Annotated in this window: 18 protein-coding genes and 1 other annotated feature; of the genes, 11 read left to right on the top strand and 7 right to left on the bottom strand. The window is 43.9% G+C overall.

What is annotated here, in order from left to right:
- Positions 1-24: 24 nt before the first annotated feature.
- Positions 25-2,391 (top strand): aerobic respiration two-component sensor histidine kinase ArcB, encoded by a 2,367-nt coding sequence (gene arcB / locus L4D78_RS07745; RefSeq protein ID WP_428466372.1) that lies wholly within the window; start codon positions 25-27, stop codon positions 2,389-2,391.
- The gene (locus L4D78_RS07740; protein ID WP_428466371.1) at positions 2,388-2,957 is read left to right on the top strand and encodes a hypothetical protein; all 570 of its coding nucleotides are present in this window, start codon (positions 2,388-2,390) and stop codon (positions 2,955-2,957) included. Before arcB ends, L4D78_RS07740 begins: the two co-directional genes overlap by 4 nt.
- Positions 2,958-3,060: 103 nt before the next feature.
- Here L4D78_RS07740 and arcA read toward each other — a convergent pair whose 3' ends face one another.
- Entirely contained in the window at positions 3,061-3,780 is a 720-nt protein-coding gene (gene arcA / locus L4D78_RS07735; protein ID WP_036816827.1) for a two-component system response regulator ArcA, read from the bottom strand.
- 395 nt (positions 3,781-4,175) lie between these two features.
- Between arcA and L4D78_RS07730 the strand changes: the two genes are divergently transcribed.
- Together L4D78_RS07730 and L4D78_RS07725 are read left to right on the top strand one after the other, a co-directional pair.
- Positions 4,176-4,577, top strand: a complete 402-nt coding sequence (locus tag L4D78_RS07730; protein WP_428466370.1) for a DUF3293 domain-containing protein — start codon at positions 4,176-4,178, stop codon at positions 4,575-4,577.
- Between the two features lie 47 nt (positions 4,578-4,624).
- Positions 4,625-5,116: a putative 4-hydroxy-4-methyl-2-oxoglutarate aldolase gene (locus tag L4D78_RS07725; protein WP_428466369.1), complete on the top strand. Its 492-nt coding sequence runs from the start codon at positions 4,625-4,627 to the stop codon at positions 5,114-5,116.
- A 62-nt stretch (positions 5,117-5,178) separates the two neighbouring features.
- Here L4D78_RS07725 and L4D78_RS07720 read toward each other — a convergent pair whose 3' ends face one another.
- Together L4D78_RS07720 and aceK are read right to left on the bottom strand one after the other, a co-directional pair.
- The gene (locus L4D78_RS07720) at positions 5,179-5,637 is read right to left on the bottom strand and encodes a hypothetical protein (RefSeq protein ID WP_428466368.1); all 459 of its coding nucleotides are present in this window, start codon (positions 5,635-5,637) and stop codon (positions 5,179-5,181) included.
- A gap of 141 nt (positions 5,638-5,778) precedes the next feature.
- The gene (gene aceK / locus L4D78_RS07715; RefSeq protein ID WP_428466367.1) at positions 5,779-7,488 is read right to left on the bottom strand and encodes a bifunctional isocitrate dehydrogenase kinase/phosphatase; all 1,710 of its coding nucleotides are present in this window, start codon (positions 7,486-7,488) and stop codon (positions 5,779-5,781) included.
- A 320-nt stretch (positions 7,489-7,808) separates the two neighbouring features.
- Positions 7,809-7,926 (top strand) — a sequence feature (Thr leader region).
- A 62-nt stretch (positions 7,927-7,988) separates the two neighbouring features.
- Here aceK and thrA point away from each other — a divergent pair.
- The 3 genes from thrA to thrC are packed head-to-tail and all read left to right on the top strand — an operon-like array spanning position 7,989 to position 12,692.
- Positions 7,989-10,448, top strand: a complete 2,460-nt coding sequence (gene thrA / locus L4D78_RS07710; RefSeq protein ID WP_428466366.1) for a bifunctional aspartate kinase/homoserine dehydrogenase I — start codon at positions 7,989-7,991, stop codon at positions 10,446-10,448.
- 1 nt (position 10,449) lies between these two features.
- Positions 10,450-11,406: a homoserine kinase gene (gene thrB, locus L4D78_RS07705; RefSeq protein WP_428466365.1), complete on the top strand. Its 957-nt coding sequence runs from the start codon at positions 10,450-10,452 to the stop codon at positions 11,404-11,406.
- A 2-nt stretch (positions 11,407-11,408) separates the two neighbouring features.
- The gene (gene thrC / locus L4D78_RS07700; RefSeq protein WP_428466364.1) at positions 11,409-12,692 is read left to right on the top strand and encodes a threonine synthase; all 1,284 of its coding nucleotides are present in this window, start codon (positions 11,409-11,411) and stop codon (positions 12,690-12,692) included.
- 79 nt (positions 12,693-12,771) lie between these two features.
- On the opposite strand, the gene L4D78_RS07695 is transcribed toward thrC, so the two are convergent.
- From L4D78_RS07695 to grcA, 3 genes are all read right to left on the bottom strand, one after another.
- Complete coding sequence (locus tag L4D78_RS07695; protein ID WP_428466363.1) at positions 12,772-13,974, bottom strand: dicarboxylate/amino acid:cation symporter; 1,203 nt, start codon at positions 13,972-13,974, stop codon at positions 12,772-12,774.
- Between the two features lie 308 nt (positions 13,975-14,282).
- Positions 14,283-15,461, bottom strand: a complete 1,179-nt coding sequence (locus L4D78_RS07690; protein WP_428466362.1) for a dicarboxylate/amino acid:cation symporter — start codon at positions 15,459-15,461, stop codon at positions 14,283-14,285.
- A gap of 283 nt (positions 15,462-15,744) precedes the next feature.
- Positions 15,745-16,122, bottom strand: coding sequence for an autonomous glycyl radical cofactor GrcA (gene grcA / locus L4D78_RS07685; protein ID WP_428456447.1), 378 nt, complete (start codon positions 16,120-16,122; stop codon positions 15,745-15,747).
- Between the two features lie 351 nt (positions 16,123-16,473).
- Here grcA and nfo point away from each other — a divergent pair, with 351 nt between their 5' ends.
- The 4 genes from nfo (at position 16,474) to L4D78_RS07665 (ending at position 19,035) form a co-directional block, all read left to right on the top strand.
- A complete protein-coding gene (nfo, locus tag L4D78_RS07680) occupies positions 16,474-17,322 on the top strand; it encodes a deoxyribonuclease IV (RefSeq protein ID WP_428466361.1) in 849 nt (282 codons plus the stop codon).
- A gap of 174 nt (positions 17,323-17,496) precedes the next feature.
- The gene (locus tag L4D78_RS07675) at positions 17,497-17,637 is read left to right on the top strand and encodes a hypothetical protein (RefSeq protein ID WP_428466360.1); all 141 of its coding nucleotides are present in this window, start codon (positions 17,497-17,499) and stop codon (positions 17,635-17,637) included.
- 60 nt (positions 17,638-17,697) lie between these two features.
- Positions 17,698-18,378 carry a uracil-DNA glycosylase gene (gene ung, locus L4D78_RS07670; protein ID WP_428466359.1) on the top strand — a complete coding sequence of 227 codons (681 nt, stop codon included), beginning with the start codon at positions 17,698-17,700 and terminating at the stop codon, positions 18,376-18,378.
- Positions 18,379-18,498: 120 nt separating this feature from the next.
- Positions 18,499-19,035, top strand: coding sequence for a hemerythrin domain-containing protein (locus tag L4D78_RS07665; RefSeq protein ID WP_428466358.1), 537 nt, complete (start codon positions 18,499-18,501; stop codon positions 19,033-19,035).
- Between the two features lie 115 nt (positions 19,036-19,150).
- On the opposite strand, the gene L4D78_RS07660 is transcribed toward L4D78_RS07665, so the two are convergent.
- Positions 19,151-19,333, bottom strand: coding sequence for a DUF3545 family protein (locus L4D78_RS07660; protein WP_428466357.1), 183 nt, complete (start codon positions 19,331-19,333; stop codon positions 19,151-19,153).
- Between the last annotated feature and the right edge of the window lie 515 nt (positions 19,334-19,848).

Raw genomic sequence — 19,848 nt, 5'->3', positions numbered from 1 at the left:
CTGATGGAATTTACGGGAAAAAGAATGAAACAAATCAAAGTACTTGCACAATTTTATGTCGATCTCATGGTCAAGCTTGGCCTGGTCAGATTTAGCTTACTCTTAGCTCTCGCCTTAGTTGCACTCGCAGTGGTTGTGCAAATTGGGGTCACACTGGTGCTTCAAGGTGAAGTTCTGGATATAGATATCGTACGTTCAGTGTTCTTTGGTTTATTGATCACCCCCTGGGCCGTGTACTTTCTTTCTGTGGTTGTTGATCAGCTTGAAGAATCACGCCAGCGGCTTTCAAAACTCGTCACCAAGCTCGAAGAAATGCGCTCTCGAGACATGCAGCTCAATAAGCAGCTACAGGACAACATTAGCCAACTTAACCTTGAAATTGAAGAGCGAGAGAAAGCGGAAGAAGCGCGGCAAGAGGCGATGTCTGATCTCGAAAACGAGGTTTACCAACGAGAAAATGCACAGTTGGAATTGGCCGAGCAGAGTGTGTTGCTCAAATCATTTTTGGATGCTTCCCCTGACTTGATCTACTACCGTAATGAAAAGGGTGAGTTTTCTGGGTGTAACCGTGCCATGGAAGAGCTAACGAATCGCACTGAAAAGCAGTTGGTTGGTTTAACCCCGTGGGATGTGTATAGCGAAGATGTTGCAAAGAAAATTGTTGAAACCGATCAGCATGTTTTCCTTCAGAATGTCTCATTGACCTATGAGCAATGGTTAGATTACCCCGATGGCAGTAAAGCATTATTTGAACTACGAAAAGTCCCATTCTATAACCGAGAAGGGCGTCGTTTGGGGTTGATGGGCTTTGGACGTGACATTACAGAACGTAAGCAATATGAAGAAGCTCAGGAAAAAGCGAGTCGAGATAAAACGGCTTTTATTTCAACTATCAGCCATGAATTACGTACCCCGCTTAATGGTATCGTCGGCCTTAGCCGAATGTTGTTAGAAACCAAGTTAAATACTGAGCAGCATGGTTATATGCGCACAATTCATGTAAGCGCGATTACTTTAGGCAATATCTTTAATGACATTATCGACATGGATAAGTCTGATCGCCGTCGCTTAGAGTTAATGCCAAAGCCGTTAGACTTTGACGATTTTGTTAGTGAGATGAATAATATTTCTAGCCTCATGGCTGATCAAAAAGGGCTACGCTTTGATCTCGAAAGACTGACAGACTTACCCCATAACATTAATGTTGATGCGACCCGTTTACGTCAAGTGCTTTGGAACCTGATTAGCAACGCAACCAAGTTTACCCAAGAGGGGGGCGTTGTGATGTCAGTGAGTAGCGAAACTGTCGATCAACAGGCACATATCACCTTTGAGGTTGAAGACAGTGGTATTGGCATGCCTGAATCTGAGCTTGATAAAATATTTGCGATGTATTATCAGGTTAAAGATGAAAACGATAACCTCCATGCGGTAGGCACAGGCATTGGCCTAGCCGTATCTCGCCAGTTGGTGCAAATGATGGGAGGGGATATCACTGTCGCTTCTGAAGTGGGGGAAGGGAGTACGTTTACGGTCACTTTAACCGCGCCATTAGTTGATATGGTCGAGGAAGAAGAAGTGATGCCACATGCCGAACAGTTGGGGTTAAATATCTTCATGGTGGAAGATATTGAACTCAATATCACCGTTGCGAAGGCACTCCTTGAAACCTTGGGGCATGAGGTGACCGTTGCTATGCGAGGTGATGAAGCGCTGGCGATGTTTGATCCTGAAGCTTACGATTTGGTCTTATTAGATATTCAGCTGCCTGACATGTCTGGGTTTGATATTGCGACAACATTACGTGAACAGTACGACTATCTGCCTGCCTTGGTTGCACTGACGGCGAATGTGATTAAAGACAAGAATGAATATCTGGAAAAAGGGATGGACGATGCAATCAGTAAACCTCTGAGTGTAAAAGCCATTACAGATGTTATTCAGCGTTTAGTGTTGACCTGCCCGCTAGATGACGAAGACGAGGTCGATGTAGTTGAGCAGCAAAATGAGCCTGTCGGGCCGAGTGATGAGATGGTTAATCAGTTGCTAGACTTGGAGATGCTAAGCTCATATGTAGAGATCGTTGGGACGAAACCTGTGTATGACAGTATCTCGATGTTTGAAGAAAAAATGCCGGAATATATTGAAATCTTAGACTCGAATATGACCGCGAAAGACCAAGATGGTATCAAGTTTGAAGCACATAAAATTAAAGGCGCTGCAGGCTCTATTGGTTTGAAACACATTCAGCAGGTCGCTCAAAAAGCCCAATCTCCCGAATTACCCGCATGGTGGGAAAATATTAATGATTGGGTTGATGAAATTAAAGAGGGCTATCACAATGATCTTATCGTGCTTAAAGAGTGGCTCGCCCAGCAGGAGAGTAAATGATGAAAGCAAGGACGTTAGTATTGATGTCTACAGCGTTGGTTCTTTTGACGGCTTGCGGTGAATCAGAACCTCAGCCTGAAGCAAAGCCAGCAGCTGAAACTCCAAGTGTTGAAATGCCAGCGAATAGCCCTGAGGTCGATCCTCAGCCAGTGCAGTTACCTGCCGATGTTGATATCTGGCAGTCGCCAGCGGTGCTGGAATTGTCAGGGGTGAAATTACACTTGGGCAGTGAATTATGGTTAAACACCATGCCTGTGATTGGTGATGATGGCACCAGTCCAGCCAACAAGCTATATGCATCTATTAAGTTGCTGACTCAAGAGATGAAAGCCTTACCGAAGGGCATTGAAGTGGTACAGGTAATGGTGGCTCAAGATGAGCAGCAATGGTTAGCAAGGGATGAGCTAGATATTCGTGCTGAGGGTGACATGAGTTTGGAAGCAGCATTACAAGGTGGGCCTGAGTGGTTACCAGGCAGCAAAGCCGATATTGCGGTAACGATAAGTTTTGATGGCCATGAGCATACACTTATCGAGAAGGGTGTGCTGATTAACCAGGTGTTTTAGGTTAACTGTTTTAGGACGGGTCATAAAAAACAAAAAAGGCTCTTCAATAGAGCCTTTTTGCATTTATTACTCAGTACATTTTGTACTGGTAACTGAAGAGGTATTACTCTTCGTCTAAATCACCACAAAAGCGGTAGCCTTCGCCGTGAATTGTCGCGATGATTTCTGGCGTATCAGCAACAGACTCGAAGTGCTTGCGGATACGACGGATCGTTACGTCAACAGTGCGGTCATGTGGCTTAAGCTCACGGCCTGTCATTTTCTTCAGCAATTCAGCACGCGTCTGGATTTTGCCTGGATTTTCACAGAAGTGAAGCAATGCACGGAACTCAGAGCGTGGTAGCTTAAACTGATCGCCGCTTGGGCTAACCAGTGAGCGGCTGTTGATCTCAAGTGACCAACCGTTAAATTCATAACGCTCAACAAGACGTTTGTCTTCTGTTGGTAAGCCCTGGTTCATCGCACGGGTTAGCAGGTTACGAGCACGGATGGTTAACTCTCGTGGGTTGAATGGCTTAGTGATGTAGTCATCAGCGCCGATTTCAAGACCAAGGATTTTATCAACTTCGTTGTCACGACCTGTTAGGAACATCAACGCCATATCGCCTTGCTCTCGTAGTTCACGGGCAAGTAATAGACCATTTTTACCTGGAAGGTTGATATCCATGATCACAAGGTGAACAGGGTGTTCTGAAAGCATCTGGTGCATTTCTGCGCCATCATTAGCTTCAAAGACAGTATAACCCTCTGCTTCAAAGATGCTCTTTAGTGTGTTACGTGTTACGTGCTCGTCTTCTACAATAAGAATGTGAGGGGTTTGCATTGGCAGTACCTAATTTCTCAAAACGGAATCTGGTCAAAAACAGAATAGTTAAATTCTATAAAATAAATTCACATACAGGCAAAGTATTACGAAAAATATGCTTCATTTCACAACGAAGCTGCCTGTCTGGTACGCCATCCATTTATCCAGCATTATCAAAGATGATTCTTTGTTGCTGGAAAAGCCCAAAATAGAGGGGCATTGGCTACAATTTCCCTGAGATGGCGACGATTGTATTCACTTAACAGCTCGCTAACAATAATAGGATTTTGTTTCGATGCTGCTTTCGGACACTTTCTTGATTTATATCAAACGGCATGAACTGTAATTACGATTCTCGACATTGTTTAACATTAGCTACAAAAAAATGCGTCGTGCTCAAGGTATAACTGATTATGTGTGAACAAGTCTCGCAATGGTGTAACTATCAATCGATTGTTTTCAATCTCAAGCAACACCCTGTTTACCCTTGCTTTGCAATTCTAACAGCATTTAACCCGAGAAGCATTGTTATTAGCGATTCTCAGAATAATCTTCGACATCAACGACTAATTTCTGAGCTTAGGGCCGTTACTCAGCAGTTGTTACCCATAATTTGTAGCGATCCCAATGGGCAATGGCAAGAACAAGGTGTCATGATCGGCTTACCGTTAGACGTTGCTAAAAATTATGCCGCTCAATGGGGGCAAAATGCTATTTACTGGGTCGAGGGTGATAGTTTGTTCTTAGTTCCTGTTTTACTGCAAGGTTATGAAATACAAAGGTTGGGTGATTGGCGAGGCTTTTTCTACACTTAATGATGGGCTTTACAGCGATTTCATTCTAGCGATACAAGGAGAAAAGCATGAACGATCTCTTACCCGATTTATGTGATCAGTATGAACAGGATATTCATTGGTTACCTTTGGTGATGCATGATTATGGTGGTCGAAGTGTCTTTTATGGTGAGCTGGTGACACTGCGCTGCTTTGAAGACAACAGCCTCGTGCGAGATATTGTTAGTCTACCGGGAAAAGGCAAAGTGCTGTTTATTGATGGCCACGGGTCATGCACAAAAGCCTTACTGGGTGATCAGCTTGCGTTGCTTGCTCATAAAAATGGTTGGGAAGGTATCGTTATCAATGGGGCAGCGAGAGATATTGCCACGTTAGCAACGATTGATATTGGGGTTAAAGCTCTGGGAGTATGTCCAATTAAAACGGTGAAGCGGCAGACGGGTGAGACAAATGTGACGCTAATTGTTGCCCATACTCTGATTTATCCAGGGGATATGGTTTACGCTGATCTTAATGGTGTGATCTTTAGTAAGCATTCTCTCGATCTATCGACGCTATAAATGCGATGCTGGCCGATTTGAAATCGGCCAATCATGTACTTTTTACTTAAAAAGAAAAGTACCTAGAACTTAAACCCAATACCAAGTTGGTAGATTTGCTCAAGCGCTTCGTAATCCATGGTTGCATGAAGGTTGAGCCGCTCAGTTACTTCATATTGGCTGGATAGCTCCACCCCCATAACTGTTTCTTTTTCATGGGTTTCTGATGTGACTGCACTATTTAAGCTTAATTTACGTGAGAGGTTGTACTTAACCCCAGATAACAGTCCACGGCTGGGTGAGTGTTGATCATTACCCGATTTCAGGCGAGTACTGAGGTAGAGCTCGGTATTGTTACTGAGTGAATAAGTGTAACCACTATCGATTTGCCAAAGATCAAACTGTTCTGCCCCCTTTGATTGAGAAGACATGAACCACCCTGATGCATCACTATCATCAAGGATATTGAATAATCCTTTTTCTGCTGCTGTTGTTGGTAATGCCACTACCAGCAGGGCAACTGTGATCAGCATTTTTTGCATGCGTCACCTTCCCTGTGTTTTTTATTATGTTGTAAACGTTTTTAAACGCCTTTATTTTTATTTCACCAAATAAGAGTAGGACAAGTTGCATAAAAATAACACTGTTAAATTTATGCACTGGGATGCATCTCTTTTTTATCGCTACAGTCGGAGTTTATTACTATATGGGTACACATCTTCGTAGACTCCATTGACAATATTGACCTGTAACTGTTGCCAATAGGCCGGATCAAAAAGATCGCTGTGGAGTTCGTTAAACAACGTTCTGACCGTGGGGTTTATCAGTAAAAATGTTCTAAATTCTTCAGGGAAAACGTCATTGACCCCAACGCTATACCAAGGTTCAGCAGCCATCTCATCCTCAGGGTAGCGAGGTGGGGGGATCTGCCGAAAATTCATTTCAGTCATGTAGCTAATTTCATCATAATCATAAAACACCACACGTTTATGCCGGGTAACGCCAAAGTTTTTAAAGAGCATATCTCCGGGGAAAATATTGGCAGCTGCCAGTTGTTTGATTGATTTACCATATTCATCAACAGCATGGCGTAATTCAGCTTCGTTAGCTTGTTCAATATAAATATTGAACGGGATCATCCGGCGCTCTGTGTATAAATGCTTAATGATGATTTGCTCATCCGTCACGGTAATAATCGACGGGGCAACCTCAAGTAACTCTTCCAATAACTCGTCACTGAAGCGGTGACGTTCAAAGGTAAAATTACGGTATTCCTGCGTATCGGCCATGCGGCCAACCCGATCATGCTCTTTGACTAATTTATATTTTTCTTTAACTGTCGCGTGGCTTATATCTTTTTGCGGGGCGAACTTATCTTTAATGATTTTGAATACGAAATCGTATGAGGGCAATGTAAATACCGACATCACCATCCCTTTAATACCTGGAGCAGCAACAAACTTATCGTTGGAATGTTCTAAATGGTGGAGGAACTCACGGTAAAGCTCTGTTTTACCATGTTTCTGACACCCAATTGCGGTGTATAGCTCGGCTTTGGTTTTGTTAGGAATGAGTTCATGTAAAAAGTGCACTAAAGCACCTGGTGCGGGGGCATAAACCATGAAATAAGAGCGGGCAAAACCAAATAAAATGCTGACATCACTCACATCACAAATGCAGGCATCGACGTATAGGGTATTTTTGTCAGTATTCAAAACAGGCAGCACCAACGGAATACTATTGTGATCATCTATCCGGAGTCGACCAATTAGGTAAGCCGCTTTATTACGGAAAAAGGGCTCTCTGATCATCTCAATGACGGGTTGGCTCGTAATCGCAACCCCGAGTTCGCGGTGTAAACGTTGGCTGATCACTTGTACGTCACGTGCTTTATCTTGCCACTCTTGGGTAAATGGCGTGTCGTCAAGAATTCGGTCTAGTAACGAATGTAATCCTGCCCCCGTGTTATATAGGCGAGTCAAAGAGGTTGGGTAGGGAGGAATACGATTTTCTTGTGAACTATGGACGAACAGTTTATCCCGGTTAATATTTCGATGTTCAAATATTCGACAATAAACGGAATTAAAAAAGCTTTCTGCAATTTCATAGCGAGGGTAATCGAGCAGGAGATCTTCATAGGCGCGCTTCACCCCCATTAGAAAGGTGTGATTGGCATAACGCTTACCCAGCATGATCTGAATCTGGCTGGTCACCAGGCCTACGTGGTGGTCATAGAACTTTATGCGGGTTTTTAATGCTTGATGAACGGCCGACCAGTTTTTTGCCTCGAAGCGCTCTTGAGCACCGGCGGTAACATCCAAAAAACGACCATACATGGCATCAAAGCCTTGTAAAATCGTATGTGCGACTAATTGTTCCATTGCTGCAGTCATTCGGGATCCCTCCGAATCAGTTATGCTTACACTCGCTTAAGAGTCGGTACTATACATATGTGTATTTTTGGCACTGATTTGCCCAATAGGCAAATTGTATAAAAAACAAACACAGCAATACTATGCATTGAGAGCGAGAGAACTGCAATCAATTGCGTCTTTTTATGCGTCTTAAACATAGTTTGGTGTTGTTTTATTGCTCGGTTTGCTATTGATGTCGCCAGCGGAAAAGCGATTTATAGTTGACTCACTGAAGTTATTCCGGTAAACGTAAATGAATACAAACTATTGGCCGTTTTTTAGGATAGCTATGTTTAACGTAATCAGCTCAATTATTACCACCACCATTATTACCGGCACCATGTGTGTTGGGGCGGGCTGATGCGTAGAGGAATTTAAAAAAAAGCCCGCACCCTCCAAGGTGTGGGCTTTTTTTTTAACTATGGAATTGTTTTGCTCTGCACGTGCAGAGATCTGGTTAAGGAAGTTGGGAGTAGGGAATGCGAGTATTAAAGTTTGGCGGATCATCGTTGGCAGATGCCGACCGTTTTTCAAGAGCAGCAGACATTATTGCGAATAATGCGCAGCAGGGTGAAGTGTCTGTGGTGCTATCAGCGCCGGGCAAAGTGACAAACAAACTAGTGTCGGTCATTGACAGTACGGTTCAACATGGTGAATCTGAATTACAGTTGGCTGATCTTGAGTCGGTATTCAAGGCGCTGTTCTCTGGGCTAAAGGAAGTCGAACCTGCATTTGATAAAGCGGCATTGGATAGCAAGCTTGCTAGCTCTTTAGGCCAACTGAACCAATATGTACATGGGATTAAATTACTAGGCCTTTGTCCAGATAATGTATATGCAAAAATTATCAGCAAGGGTGAGCGCCTTTCTATTGCCACAATGAAAGCGCTATTAGAAGCAAAAGGCCAACCAGCGAGCTTGATTGACCCTGTTGCTTACCTTTATGCCGAAGGCGATTACTTAGAAGCGCACGTGGATATTGAAGTCTCGACGCAAAACTTTAAGCGCGATCCACTTCCAGCCGGACACGTTAATATTATGCCAGGCTTTACCGCGGGCAATGAAAAAGGTGAGCTAGTTACGCTTGGCCGCAATGGCTCAGATTATTCCGCAGCAGTATTAGCCGCGTGTTTACGTGCAGAGTGTTGTGAAATTTGGACTGATGTCGATGGCGTCTACAGCTGTGATCCTCGTTTGGTGCCAGACGCCCGCTTATTGAAATCACTCAGTTACCAAGAAGCGATGGAGCTTTCTTATTTCGGCGCTTCTGTTTTACATCCGAAAACCATTGCACCCATTGCCCAATTTCACATTCCTTGTTTGATTAAAAACAGCTTTACTCCTCAGGGAGCGGGCACATTAATTGGCCTTGATACGGGTGAAGATAAGTTAGACATTAAAGGGATCACAACCCTAAAAGATCTGACGATGGTGAATATTTCAGGCCCTGGTATGAAGGGCATGGTGGGTATGGCGGCGAGGGTCTTTGGTGCCATGTCGGCTGCCGGTGTATCAATTGTCTTGATCACGCAATCTTCATCCGAATATAGCATTAGTTTCTGCATTGAGAGTATCGATAAAGAATGTGCGCAACAGGCGCTACAAGATAACTTTGAACTTGAATTGAAAGAAGGCTTCCTTGAGCCTGTTGAATTTATGGATAAAGTGGCAATTGTTACCTTGGTTGGTGACGGTATGCGCACTTCTCGTGGTGTAGCTTCGCGTTTCTTTACCTCATTGGCTGAAGTCGACGTTAACATTGTTGCCATTGCCCAGGGCTCATCAGAGCGAGCTATCTCTGCGGTTATCCCCGATGTGAAAGTGTCAGAAGCGGTGAAAGCTTGTCACGAAAACTTATTTAACAGTAAGCATTTCCTCGATGTCTTCGTGATTGGGGTCGGGGGCGTTGGTGGTGAGTTAGTTGAGCAGATCCGCCGTCAACAAACCAAGTTGTCTGAAAATGGCATTGAAATCCGTGTCTGTGGTTTAGCCAACAGTAAAGGCTTGCGACTTGATAGTAATGGTTTAGAGCTTGATAACTGGCGCGATTTAATGGGGCAGGTAGACGAGCCATTGAGCTTAGCGCGAATGATCCAGTTGGTACAACGCAACCATATTATTAACCCTGTCATTATTGATTGTACCTCAGACGAAGGTATTGCCGAGCAGTATGCGGATTATTTGGCTGCTGGTTTCCATGTGATCACCCCGAACAAAAAAGCAAACACCGCAAGCATGGCTTATTACCAACAATTACGCCAAGCGGCACGCTCAACTCGTCGTAAATTCATGTATGACACCACTGTAGGTGCAGGTTTACCGGTCATCGAAAACTTACAAAACCTAATGGCAGCAGGTGATGAGCTAGAACGTTTTTCTGGCATTCTATCGGGTTCGCTTTCTTATATCTTTGGCAAGCTAGATGAAGGCATGAGCTTTAGTGCCGCGACAACTGTCGCGCGTGATAATGGGTTCACTGAACCTGATCCGCGAGATGATCTTTCTGGTATGGATGTCGCGCGCAAGCTGCTTATTCTTGCTCGTGAATCGGGCTTGGCGCTTGAATTAGAAGACGTTGTGGTTGAGCAAGCCCTGCCGCCAGGTTTTGATGATAATGGTTCAGTCGCTGATTTTATGGCGCGTTTGCCAGAAGCTGATGCGTATTTCAAACAGCTGTCTGCTGAGGCAGCGAAAGAGAATAAAGTACTGCGTTATGTCGGTGAAATCGATGAGGGGCGTTGCTTCGTTAAGATTGCTGCCGTGAATCCAGATGATCCGATGTTTAAGATCAAAGACGGTGAAAATGCACTGGCATTCTACAGTCGCTATTACCAGCCAATTCCTCTGGTACTGCGCGGTTACGGCGCGGGTACCGAAGTGACGGCCGCAGGTGTGTTTGCGGATCTGATGCGTACACTTGGCTGGAAATTGGGGGTATAACATGAGTGTTGTTGTTTACGCACCAGCTTCTATCGGTAATGTCAGTGTGGGGTTTGATGTACTTGGTGCTGCGGTATCCCCCGTTGACGGTACGCTGTTGGGGGATCGGGTAAAGGTTGCAGCTGGTGACTTGCCATTTGCTTTAGAATGTGTTGGACGCTTTGTTGATAAATTGCCGCAACAAGCGGAAGAAAATATTGTTTACCGCTGCTGGCAAGTTTTTGGCCGGGAGCTAGATAAGCAAGGCCAAGCCTTAAAACCTGTTGTCATGACGCTTGAAAAAAACATGCCAATTGGCTCGGGGTTGGGCTCAAGTGCTTGTTCGATTGTTGCTGCGCTGGATGCGTTAAATCGCTTTCATGACCAACCACTTAATGAGACCGAGCTATTAGCTCTCATGGGAGAGATGGAAGCAGAAATATCCGGTAGCCTTCACTATGATAATGTTGCTCCTTGTTATCTAGGTGGGTTGCAGTTCATGGTCGAAGAGCTGGGTATTATTAGCCAATCGGTGCCTTGTTTTGACGAATGGTACTGGGTAATGGCTTACCCTGGTATAAAAGTACCGACGGCAGAAGCGCGTGCAATTCTACCATCGCAATACCGCCGCCAAGATGTAATTGCACATGGTCGTTACCTTGGAGGCTTTATTCATGCCTGCCATTCTCAACAACCTGAACTAGCAGCACAAATGATCAAAGATGTTGTCGCTGAACCTTATCGTGAACGTTTGTTGCCTGGTTTCTCAGATGCGCGGCAATACGCGCTGGGCGCCGGTGCTCTGGCTAGTGGAATATCTGGATCAGGCCCAACGATGTTTAGCGTTTGTAATGACCTTGAAGTGGCAAAACGTATTGCACGTTGGCTGCAAGATCATTATGTTCAGAATGATGAAGGATTTGTCCATGTTTGTCGTTTAGACGGGCAGGGCTCGAAAGTAACAGGAAGTGAGCTGTAACCATGAAGCTATACAACTTAAAAAACCATCAAGAACAAGTATCATTTGGGCAGGCTGTACGCCAAGGGCTTGGCAGTAACCAAGGCTTATTTTTCCCAACCGAACTGCCTTATTTCGATAATGTGGATGCATTGCTCGATATGGACTTCAACAGTCGTAGCAGTAAGATCTTATCGGCTTTTATTGGTGAAGAATTATCTGCGGAAACCGTGGAGCAGATGGTCGGCAATGCTTTCCAATTCCCAGCACCGGTTGCGAAAGTAACTGATGATGTTTATGCACTGGAATTGTTCCATGGTCCAACGCTGGCGTTTAAAGATTTTGGTGGGCGTTTCATGGCGCAATCATTGGCTGCGGTAACGGACACCGATGGACGAATTACGATACTGACTGCTACGTCGGGCGATACAGGTGCCGCTGTTGCACATGCGTTCTATGGTATGGATAACATCAAGGTTGTTATCTTGTATCCGAAAGGAAAAATCAGTCCATTGCAGGAAAAGATGTTCTGTACGCTAGGTGGCAATATTACTACCGTCGCGATTGAAGGGACATTTGATGATTGTCAGGCTTTGGTCAAGCAAGCATTTGATGATGCCGAGTTACGTCAAGAAATTGGCCTAAACTCTGCTAACTCAATTAATATCAGCCGTTTAATGGCGCAAATTTGTTATTACTTTGAAGCTGTTGCCCAATTACCAAAAGCACAACGCAACGAACTTGTTATCTCAGTACCGAGCGGTAACTTTGGCAACCTAACGGCTGGCTTGCTTGCGAAAGCAATTGGTTTGCCTGTGAAGCGATTCATTGCGGCAACCAATGAGAATGATACGGTTCCTCGTTACTTGAAAACGGGAACTTGGGCGCCAGAGCCTACTGTCGCAACCATATCTAATGCGATGGATGTAAGTCAACCGAACAACTGGCCTCGTATTGAAGAGCTATGCCGACTCAAAGGTTGGGGGCTAGACGAGCTAGGTTACGGTGCGGTAAATGATGAGCAAACCGCTGAAACATTGAAAGCAATGGACCAAGCAGGTTACTTGTGTGAGCCACATGGTGCAATCGCTTACCGTGTGCTAACTGAGCAGCTTGCTGAAGGGGAAACGGGCTTATTCTTATGTACAGCTCACCCTGCAAAGTTCAAAGAAGTGGTTGATGACATTCTTGAAAAAGACATTGAACTTCCAGCACCTCTGGCGAAGCATAATGCGATGGCATTGCTGTCTCTAGACCGTGAAAACGATTTTGAACAAATGAAAGCCGTGTTACGTCAAGTCCAGTAATTAGGCGCCATATTGCCGTATATAAGAAAAGGGAGCCGATGGGCTCCCTTTTGCTATTTATGTCGTTTATATATTGTCACTATACGGTTTGCGAGCTTGTTTCCGTATCTGTCGATAGGGTATCAGACAGCATGTCTTCTGGCTCTTCTGCAAACTTATCCACCCACATTGCAAGCGCACCGTCGCCGGTAATATTACATGCTGTACCAAAGCCATCTTGAGCTAGGTGCAGGGCGATTTGCAAACCAATCATTGCTTCGGTAAAGCCCATCATTGAGCCCAGTAGACCAACAGCTGCCATTACAGCTCCGCCCGGCGCACCCGGTGCGGCAACCATTGTAATACCCAACATGCCAATAAATGGTAGTGCTTCAAGGAAGCTTGGCACGGTTGCATTGCCTGTCACAAGAATAACGGCTACGCACACCGATGTGATGCTAATCGCGGAGCCTGACATGTGAATGTTGGCACACAGTGGGATCACAAAGTTAGCGATTGGCTTCTTCACCCCATTTTCTTGGGTTTGGCGTAGAGTAACTGGCAGGCTTGCGGCAGAAGACATAGTACCAATTGCTGTTACGTAAGCAGGTATCATTGTTTTCAGTAGCTTAAGTGGTGATCGGCCCAGTAGTGCACCTGTGGTAATAAACTGGAAGCTTAGCCATAGCCAGTGAAGGGCAATAATCAGCATCAGTACAAAGGTGAAGGTTTTCAAGGTTGAGAAAACAGTACCTTGAATCGTCATATCGGCAAACACGCCAGAAATATAGAACGGTAAAGATGGAACCATCACTTTCGATAGGAAAAGCTCGATGATATTACGGCCTTCATCGCTCGCTTTTCTTAGTTGTTCACTGTTGGTTGCGCTGATCCCCAAGCCAAAGATAAAGGCGATAGCTAATGCGGTCATCACTCCCATGACTGGTGGGATTTTTAAATCAATGAGTGGGGCAAGCGTACGAACCGCATTACTGACTTCACCTGGGCTAGTCAGTACCGAAGGCAGTACTTGGCTGGCAACAAGGTAGGCCATTGCACCAGCACACATTGTCGACATATAGCTTAAGCCGACGGTTTTACCCAGTAATTTACCGGAGTTCTTAGGAAGATTGGCAATGCCACTGGTAACAAAGAATAGAATTAATAAAGGGATGGTAAAACCAATCAGCTGGCTGATCAGTGCTTTCATTGTGATGAGGATTTGCACGAGTACATCAGGCGCAAATAGGCCGACAAGAATACCAGCTACAATACCTGCAATGAGTTTTAGAATTAGTTTCATCGCCAACGTTCCTATTGAGGAGTTTGAAAAATCCAGAAAATTAATTAGTCATAATTAAGCGAACGGAGTTTTATCACTTCTAGAAGGAGGATGCCAAAAAAGCGGGCTTTTTATGTCGTACTAGCTGCAAAAATGAAATTGCATGCAGTAAATATCCCCATAATGGTTATTTCTTTGACATGCATTAAGGTGATGGATGTAAATAGGTATGAATGGGTGTTTTTTGTGTGCTAGGCAGCATATCAATAGCAGGCGGTATACCTGCTATTGACAGAGGACATTAATAAGTGATTGGTTTAATTTAACTATTAGTTTTGTGTTTGCTGAGCTTGCTCCGGTTGAGGGGACTGCTTGGCAAACTTATTAACCCAAAGTGAAATCGCGCCGTCCCCAGTAATGTTACAAGCTGTGCCAAAACTGTCTTGTGCCATGTACAGCGCAATCATCAGTGCTAGCTCTGCTTCACCAAACCCGAGCATTGTCGACATTAGCCCTAGAGCCGCCATAACCGCACCACCAGGTGCGCCAGGAGCCGCGATCATCGTAACGCCAAGCATCATGATAAATGGCAGCATTTCGATAAGTGATGGAATCGCAATGTGCTGGCTTAGTGCCATCACGGCGGTTGAACAGATCACCAATGTAATGGTCGAGCCAGAAAGGTGGATTGTGGCACACAATGGAATGGTGAAATTTGCAATGGAATCGTTGACACCATTTTCTTTGGTTTGGCGCAGCGTCACAGGGATTGTGGCAGCCGATGACATGGTACCAATTGCCGTAAAGTAAGCAGGAAGCATGGTTTTAAGAAGCTTGAATGGAGAGTGGCCTAAAGCCAGACCTGTAATGGTGTACTGGATTGTCAGCCATGCCCAATGCATTAAGATCGCCAGCGCTAACACGACACCAAAGGTTTTTAAGGTCGCAAAAACGGTGCCGTCGGCCGCCATTTCAGCAAATACCCCAGAAATATAGAATGGCAGGAAAGGGATGATGACTTTTGCGAGTAATAAATCAATGATCCCACGCCCATCTTCAGCAATCGCTTTTAATGGCTTACTGTCAGTAATGCTTATACCCAGTCCAAACAGGAAGGCCGTTGCCAGCGCTGTCATCACACCAAACATAGGTGGGATTTCAAGAGTGATGAAACTTGTTAGCTTATTAGCACTTTCAGCGCCAGAGGTTACAGTTTCAGGGATCCCTGCAATAACAGTACTGGCAACAATAAAGGCGAGGCTACCAGCAATAATGGTGGAGCCATAAGAAAGGGCGACAGTTTTGCTCAGCAGTGAACCAGAGTTTTTCGGAAGACTGGCAATCCCACTAGTAATATAGAACAGAATAATAAGCGGAATAGTGAAACCAATGAGCTGGCCACCGAGGAGTTTGATGGTTAGCAAAGCGCGGATAATAATGTCAGGGGCATAAAATCCGAGCAGAATACCGAACAAAATACCAGCGATAAGCTTGAAAATTAACTTCATGTATGGGCTCCAAATTGTTGTTATATATGTAACTCCGTAGCGTTTATTGCCCGTACATACAAATTATTGATGGTAGGCAATGCTGGCAATGTACGCTTTATTTAGCATTAATGCCTAATATTCGATCACAAATTAGTAATGTATATAACAAAAAGAAGAGATTTAGTTCAAAACTTAGATACAAGCGAGTGTTAAGCGAGAGAGGATTTATTGCGGGTATAAAATGCGGGTATAAAAAACGGCATCGCTAAGATACCGTTTTTCTACTGACAGCGAACTGTAATTACAGGCTGTTAGTGAAAGTACGTGCGATTACGTCTTTCTGCTGTTCTGTTGTTAGTGAGTTAAAGCGTACAGCGTAACCCGAGACACGAATAGTTAGCTGTGGGTAGTTCTCTGGGTGCTCAACTGCATCTAAAAGTGTTTCACGCTTCAATACGTTAACGTTCAGGTGTTGACCACCTTCAATTTTTGCTGGAGCTTCGATAGCAACTTCACGAGACTCATATTCGCCTAGGTCTGCAGCTGGGATTACTTGGTCAGCATCGAAGCCATTGATTGCTACAACACAACGCGCTTCGTTCTTTTCGCTATCTAGCAGCCAGATCGAGTTTAGTAGATCGTCATTTGCCGCTTTAGTGATTTGAATACCTGTGATCATGACTTACTCCTTCCGAGGATGTAGTTAATTTTTTCGATTTTATTGTCGAGCTGCGTATTATATACCTCGAAATGTGTAAAATGATATTGATTTAGATCAAATTACTACAAAAAACATTAAAAAGTATAAGGTTGTTTTATTGAGCTATATCAATTAAGCCGCATTTATATTGGTGTTACATGATGGTTTTATTAATTAAAAAAAAGTTTAAGTGATCATATGTAGTAAAATTACAACATTTTAAGGGTTGGAAGCGCGCTCCAATACAGTAAAATGCGGTGTAAAGAGAGACTGTTTTGTATTGAACTACGTTTGTAAGCAACGTCAACATTTATCGAGAGTAAGTAGACAATGAAATTGATTGGAGCACACGTATCCGCTGCTGGTGGTGTATACAAATCACCAGAAAATGCACATCAACTAGGTGCGAATGCTTTTGCATTCTTTACCAAAAACCAACGGCAGTGGGCTGCAAAACCATTAGAAGCGGATGTGATCGCTGCATTTAAAGCACGTTGCCAACAGTATGGGTTTAATCCAGATTCGATTCTTCCCCATGATTCTTATTTAATAAACCTTGGTGCCCCAGAAACAGAGAAACTTGAGAAGTCTCGAGCGGCTTTTGTTGATGAAATGGTGCGTTGTAACCAGCTTGGTTTAACCTTGCTAAATTTCCACCCGGGTAGTCACTTAAAGAAGATTAGCGAAACCGAGTGCATTGCTTTGATTGCTGAGTCAATTAACTTAGCGCATCAACAAGTACCTGATGTTGTTGCTGTGATAGAAAATACTGCTGGGCAAGGTAGTAATTTAGGGTGGCGTTTTGAACACTTGGCAGAAATTATTACGCAGGTAGAAGATAAGTCTCGAGTCGGGGTTTGTATTGATACCTGCCATGCTTTTGCCGCTGGCTATGATTTACGAACAGAAATGGCAACTGAGGCTACCTTCGCTGAGTTTGATCAAATTGTCGGTATGCAATATTTACGAGGGATGCACCTCAATGATTCGAAAGGGGGGCTTGGTAGTCACCTTGATCGCCACCATAGCTTAGGCGAAGGCGAAATCGGTTGGGACTGTTTCCGTTTTCTTATGCAAGATCAGCGCTTTGACAATATACCGTTGGTATTGGAAACCATTAATCCGGATATTTGGCGACAAGAAATAGAAACATTGCGCTCATTTATCCCTGTAAAGTAAAGGGCTACTGTGGGGCAATAATCACCATTTCAGTGCAATTAGGGACAAGCCAACGACTGCCTTTGTCTTAAGTGATTGATAGTTCTGAGTTATATATTTTATTTCATGTTGGCATTCTTCTTTCATAGTTCTATTGGTAAGGACGAAAATTGATACTTTTTGCAAGGAAGCACTATGAATACTGAAATGATGATTTTAAACCTCGCTATCTCTCGCTTACCACAGGCATACCGGTATAACCAAGGGCGGGGGCATTGGCGGACGCCCGTTGTCCCTATTTTGAAAGAACCGTTAGATAAGCGTAATGAGAAGTAGATTATCGGCCGCTGGCGTTTGGTATAGAATGTGGGGTCTATTGTTGATTAGGACCTAGTCATGAGCCCAAAAATGAGTTGGCAGGATGTGATCCTCGCTGAGCGTGAACAACCTTACTTCCAGCATGTTGAGCAGTATGTTACTGCTGAACGTGCCGCCGGCAAATCAATCTACCCTCCTCAGGCCGATGTGTTCAATGCACTAGAGGCAACACCGTTAGAAACGGTGAAAGTCGTGATTTTGGGGCAAGATCCTTACCATGGTCCCAACCAAGCGCACGGCTTAAGCTTTTCAGTGCTGCCAGGTGTGAAAACGCCTCCTTCTTTGGCCAATATGTATAAAGAGTTAGCGGAAGATATACCCGGCTTCTCTATCCCTTCCCATGGTTACTTGCAACCGTGGGCAGAGCAAGGGGTGCTGTTATTGAATACAGTGCTAACCGTAGAGCAAGGTAAGGCCCATTCACATGCAAAAATTGGCTGGGAGACATTTACCGATAAACTTATCGAGCTTATCGATCAACAATGTGAAGGTGTGATTTTCTTACTTTGGGGAGCGCATGCCCAAAAGAAAGGTAAGAAGATTGATGCACAAAAGCACCATATATTGCGCTCCGCTCATCCATCACCACTATCGGCTTATCGAGGCTTCTTTGGATGCAAGCACTTCTCGCAGACTAATCTATTACTTGAAGAAATGCAGAAGTCACCAATAAATTGGGTATTAAAAGATTGCATTTAATTAAACCAAATGTGATTGAAATGTAATTTATCTGTACATTTAATAATCAAGATCAAAGTGATTTTATTCATCCCCGCATAAACTTTCACTAATGGAGAAAGTTACTGGGAGGTAAACACAATGATGTTAGATGACATTCATACCGAGCATGGTTATATCGGCCGGCTGTTGAAGGTATTGCAGTTTAAATTAACTGCAATACGTAATGGTCAGTCAGTGAACTACAGCTTGATTAAAGATATTGTTGAGTATTTACAAAAGCATGCGGAGTGCTGTCACCACCCTAAAGAAGATATTCTTTACCGTTATTATCAATCAAAATATGCTGATGATAACGGAAAGATGCAGAGCCTTGAGGATGAGCATGAAGAGCTTGCCAAACTGACCCATGACTTTGCAGATACTGTTGATATGATCTTGATGGACGCGGTGATCCCTCTGGATCTATTTGCAGATAAGCTAAATACCTTCGTCGTGCGACAGCGATCGCACCTAGAGTTTGAGGAAAAAGAGATTTTTCCGCTTATTCGCCAGCACTTTACTCAAGATGACTGGCTTGCGGTATCGCGTGATTACGATGAATGCGAATGCGATCCGCTATTCGGTCAACGTATCTCAGAGCGTTTTCGGCATTTGGCTGAACGATTACAGGCTTGATCTGAATTCGCAGCGAGCAAATAAAAGAGTCGGTTTAAGCCGACTCTTTTTTATTGTAACTCTATTATGAGATGAAGCCCCTAATTGACTGTGATTAACCTAGGGGTATCACTCTTTAAAATTCAATATCATCGCTAGGGCTCGCCCTAAACATATCAATATCTGCAAGTTCTTTTCGAAGCCGTTGTCTGTCCTTAAGGGCTTCAATTTCACGCCATTTACGTTTTACAGGCTTACTGCGAGCACTTCGGCGTGGTGTATCTGTTGCAAGAATGTCATCGAATGCGTAGCTATCCATAGAGCACCTCTTCTCACACGTTGGGTATCAAATAAATATCATAAGAAGGGTAAACATAAAATTGATGTGTTTCGCATTTGTTGCTAAATCATGAATTTTTTATGTGTTTGATCTCGCAAAACCATTCATTTGGGGGAATAGCTGAGCAAATGTTGTACAGGTATGGGGCCTTTAATCAATATTGACGGGATGCTTCATCAGCAATTAAATGATTAAGAACGTATAACTTTGTATTTTGATTGCGGTGACTTCTTGATTTTTATCGCTTAACTTTGCATGATCATTTGCCACCTGCAGTTGTATCAATAATGCCATCTGTTTACAAAATAGATGGGATGGCAGATATTTACATAACGATAACAATACAACTGTGTCGGCAGTGCAGTACGGAGATACCCGTGATCGCAGTTACTGTCATTTATTACATAATAAAACTAAGGTTGTAGTACTCGCTGTTTATGCTGTTTGTATCAATCAGCTGGCACTTGCTATGACTAATATTTCTAATGGTTCAA

Source organism: Photobacterium minamisatsumaniensis (genome assembly GCF_050336695.1).
Classification (GTDB): Bacteria; Pseudomonadota; Gammaproteobacteria; order Enterobacterales; family Vibrionaceae; genus Photobacterium; species Photobacterium minamisatsumaniensis.
This window is presented reverse-complemented; position numbering and strand designations above follow the sequence as displayed.

Excerpts from the sequence above, each read along its gene's own strand:
- arcA (WP_036816827.1), bottom strand. The coding sequence starts at position 3,780 with ATGCAAACCCCTCACATTCTTATTGTAGAAGACGAGCACGTAACACGT.
- ung (WP_428466359.1), top strand. The coding sequence starts at position 17,698 with ATGAGCCCAAAAATGAGTTGGCAGGATGTGATCCTCGCTGAGCGTGAA.
- thrB (WP_428466365.1), top strand. The coding sequence starts at position 10,450 with ATGAGTGTTGTTGTTTACGCACCAGCTTCTATCGGTAATGTCAGTGTG.
- L4D78_RS07720 (WP_428466368.1), bottom strand. The coding sequence starts at position 5,637 with ATGCAAAAAATGCTGATCACAGTTGCCCTGCTGGTAGTGGCATTACCA.
- L4D78_RS07730 (WP_428466370.1), top strand. The coding sequence starts at position 4,176 with ATGTGTGAACAAGTCTCGCAATGGTGTAACTATCAATCGATTGTTTTC.
- L4D78_RS07740 (WP_428466371.1), top strand. The coding sequence starts at position 2,388 with ATGATGAAAGCAAGGACGTTAGTATTGATGTCTACAGCGTTGGTTCTT.
- L4D78_RS07665 (WP_428466358.1), top strand. The coding sequence starts at position 18,499 with ATGATGTTAGATGACATTCATACCGAGCATGGTTATATCGGCCGGCTG.
- grcA (WP_428456447.1), bottom strand. The coding sequence starts at position 16,122 with ATGATCACAGGTATTCAAATCACTAAAGCGGCAAATGACGATCTACTA.
- aceK (WP_428466367.1), bottom strand. The coding sequence starts at position 7,488 with ATGACTGCAGCAATGGAACAATTAGTCGCACATACGATTTTACAAGGC.
- L4D78_RS07725 (WP_428466369.1), top strand. The coding sequence starts at position 4,625 with ATGAACGATCTCTTACCCGATTTATGTGATCAGTATGAACAGGATATT.
- arcB (WP_428466372.1), top strand. The coding sequence starts at position 25 with ATGAAACAAATCAAAGTACTTGCACAATTTTATGTCGATCTCATGGTC.
- L4D78_RS07695 (WP_428466363.1), bottom strand. The coding sequence starts at position 13,974 with ATGAAACTAATTCTAAAACTCATTGCAGGTATTGTAGCTGGTATTCTT.
- nfo (WP_428466361.1), top strand. The coding sequence starts at position 16,474 with ATGAAATTGATTGGAGCACACGTATCCGCTGCTGGTGGTGTATACAAA.
- L4D78_RS07690 (WP_428466362.1), bottom strand. The coding sequence starts at position 15,461 with ATGAAGTTAATTTTCAAGCTTATCGCTGGTATTTTGTTCGGTATTCTG.
- thrC (WP_428466364.1), top strand. The coding sequence starts at position 11,409 with ATGAAGCTATACAACTTAAAAAACCATCAAGAACAAGTATCATTTGGG.
- thrA (WP_428466366.1), top strand. The coding sequence starts at position 7,989 with ATGCGAGTATTAAAGTTTGGCGGATCATCGTTGGCAGATGCCGACCGT.
- L4D78_RS07660 (WP_428466357.1), bottom strand. The coding sequence starts at position 19,333 with ATGGATAGCTACGCATTCGATGACATTCTTGCAACAGATACACCACGC.
- L4D78_RS07675 (WP_428466360.1), top strand. The coding sequence starts at position 17,497 with ATGAATACTGAAATGATGATTTTAAACCTCGCTATCTCTCGCTTACCA.